The 2,681-nt window shown below is 64.5% G+C and carries 2 protein-coding genes; both read right to left on the bottom strand.

The window, feature by feature from the left end:
- Positions 1-156 precede the first annotated feature (156 nt).
- A complete protein-coding gene (gene istB / locus QTH97_RS36760; protein ID WP_286573709.1) occupies positions 157-945 on the bottom strand; it encodes an IS21-like element helper ATPase IstB in 789 nt (262 codons plus the stop codon).
- 11 nt (positions 946-956) lie between these two features.
- Positions 957-2,483 carry an IS21 family transposase gene (istA, locus tag QTH97_RS36755; protein ID WP_286573707.1) on the bottom strand — a complete coding sequence of 509 codons (1,527 nt, stop codon included), beginning with the start codon at positions 2,481-2,483 and terminating at the stop codon, positions 957-959.
- Positions 2,484-2,681: the final 198 nt, after the last annotated feature.

Genomic DNA, 2,681 nt, shown 5'->3' with positions numbered 1-2,681 from the left:
TGCGTATTTCGGCGATGGTGACCGACGATTTCGGGAACGTGACCGTTTTGAGCGATCGATGCCGAGTTGCGTGGGATTGGATTGTAGGAAGAGATGATTTGAGGGTTGCTGAGACGCTCCTTGTCTGAGGTTTTCTGCAGTCGCGCACGACTGGCGCTAGCTGGTTGTGTCGCGTTCTTGTTTTTCTGTTTGACTGACTTCAGCGTTCTCAGTGGCCGCCTTGCCTGGGCGCAACGACTGGCCCTTGAGATTCAGGCGATGGCTGCGCGACAGCAACCTGTCCAGGATGGCGTCGGCGATCGTGGCATCGCCGATCCACGCATGCCAGTGTTCCACCGGCAGCTGGCTGGTGACGATCGTCGGGCGCGATCCCGCACGGTCGTCGATCACCTCCATCAGATCGGCGCGAGTCGGTCCGTCCAAGGCCGCCAGCCCCCAGTCGTCCAGCAGCAGCACGTCGGTGCGAGCAACTGCCGCGAGCCAACGACCGAAGCCACCGTTGCCGTGCAGCACACGAAGATCTTCAGCCAGGCGCGGCACGCGCAGGTAGAGCGCCGAACGCCCGCGTCGGCAAGCGTACTGCGCCAGCGCGCAGGCCAACCACGACTTGCCCGAACCTGTGGCTCCGCTGACCAGGATCGCTGTGCCATCCTCGACCCAGCGCGACAGCGCCAAGCTCATCAGCGAGCTTCGCTCGAAGCCGCGCCCGGCTCGGCTGTCCACGTCTTCGATGCAGGCCTGGGGATACTTCAAGCCGGCCTTCTTCAACAGCGCCGCTCGACGCTTGTCGTCGCGGTAGTGCACCTCGCGGTCGACCATCAGCGCCAGTCGCTCCTCGAAGCTCAATCCCGCGCTCGCGTTGCTCGAGAGCTGCTCCTCGACGGCGGCGGCCATGCCTGCGAGCTTGAGGTCACGCAACTGCGTCAGGGTGTTGTTCATCATCATGTGGAAGTCCTTCAGTGGAAGTAGGAGGCACCGCGCAGGTTGTCGTGCTCGGGGGACACCCATTCGGGTGCAGGCGCGGGTCGCTCGATCAGGTCTCGCCCGTTGATAAGGATGTCGCGCACATGGCGGTACTGCCCGGCGCCAAGTTCGAGCGCCAGCGTGCAGGCCGCCTCGACGCGCTGCGGCCCGTAGCGCTTGGCCAGACTGAGAAGCCCGAGGCAGCTGCGGTAGCCGTGCTCGGGATGGCGGAAGCGGTGCAGCAACTGCGTGACGAAGCGCCCGGTGTTCACGCCGATGTCACCGCCCCAATGGATCAGCCGCTCGGGCGTCCATTCCTTGTGCGCCCGATGGGCCGCCGGCATGTGTTCATCCAGCGTCGTGAAGCCACCCCGGTGTGCGTTGCGGGCATGGCATGCCACGCGCTCGCCGCGGTGCAGCACCTCCACCAGGGCATCGGTGACGCGCGCCTCCAGCTTCAACCCCACCAGCGAGTGCGAGACGCTGTAGCGGTGGCCTTCGATCTCGACGTGGTAGTCGATGTGCACAGTCACCGTCTTGAAGGTCGCCCACTGCCAGCGCTGGGCAGGCAATGCAGCCAGCGTCGGCGCATCAAGCGTCGCGAACAGGCTGGCGCGGCTGCCTTCGATCTTCTGGAAGCGGCGCTCGTTAAGCGAGGGCAGCAATGCCGCCAGCGCCGCGTCGGCGGCGTGCACATCCGTCAGCACGGTATGGCGCAAGCGCGCCATCAGCCAACGTTCGACGACTTGCACCGCCGATTCGGCGCTCGCCTTGTCCTTCGGAGAAAAAGGGCGCGCCGGGAGAATCGAGACGCCGTAATGGCGCGCGAAGTCCTGCACGGTCGTGTTGAGCCTGGGTTCGTAGCGACAGGCCTCGCTGACGAGCGCACGAGGGTTGTCAGGCACGATCAACTGCGGCACGCCGCCATAGAACGTCAACGCGCGTGCCATCGCCCCCAGCCAGGATCGCATGCTCTGGTCGGCCGTCGCGCAGGCGAAGGTGTAGCTGGATGCGCCCATGGCGGCCACGAAGACCTGCGCGCGCGATCCATCCGCCAACGCGAGCGTCGGTCCGGCGTAGTCGATGAAGAGCTTCTCGCCAGCGCGCCGTTGCTGACGCATCGAGCGCTTGAGGGTCTTGGCGAATGCCTTGTAGTGCCCGCAAAACTGGGTGTATGCCCAAGTTCTGCGACCCTCGTTGGCCGCGCGGTATTCGCCCCACAGAAGCATCAGCGTCACGCCCTTGCGGCGCAATTCGATGTGCACATGAGCGTAGTCCGGTTCGACCACGCGGCTGAGTGCCGCACCGCCGCCCAGCAGTCGGCGTTCAAGCGATGCTTCGTCGAGCTCGGCCGTCGATGCCCAATCGAGCCCGGCGCCGCATGCCAGGCTGAGGTACTTGGCAACGGCCCCCTTGGAGATCGAGAGACTCTGGGCAATGCGCTCGTGCGAAAGGTTGCCCTGGTACTTGAGTCTGAGTATGTCCTTGATCATGCGTATGTCCATGCGTTGCTGTGGCATCAGGCCCGGCCCTCAAAGGGCGCAAGGCTATGCCCAGCGGTTGGTTCATACGCAACGTCGGCACCGACCGTGAGACCGTGAAACCGGTCAGATCTGGCTCGAAACCTCTTCGGTCACGACACCGGAATCGCCGGTCACGTTCCCGAAATCATCGGTCACGATGCCGAAAACACCGGTCACGCTCTCCCGAAATACGCA

The organism is Variovorax gracilis (assembly GCF_030317115.1).
Classification (GTDB): Bacteria; Pseudomonadota; Gammaproteobacteria; order Burkholderiales; family Burkholderiaceae_C; genus Variovorax; species Variovorax gracilis.
This window is presented reverse-complemented; position numbering and strand designations above follow the sequence as displayed.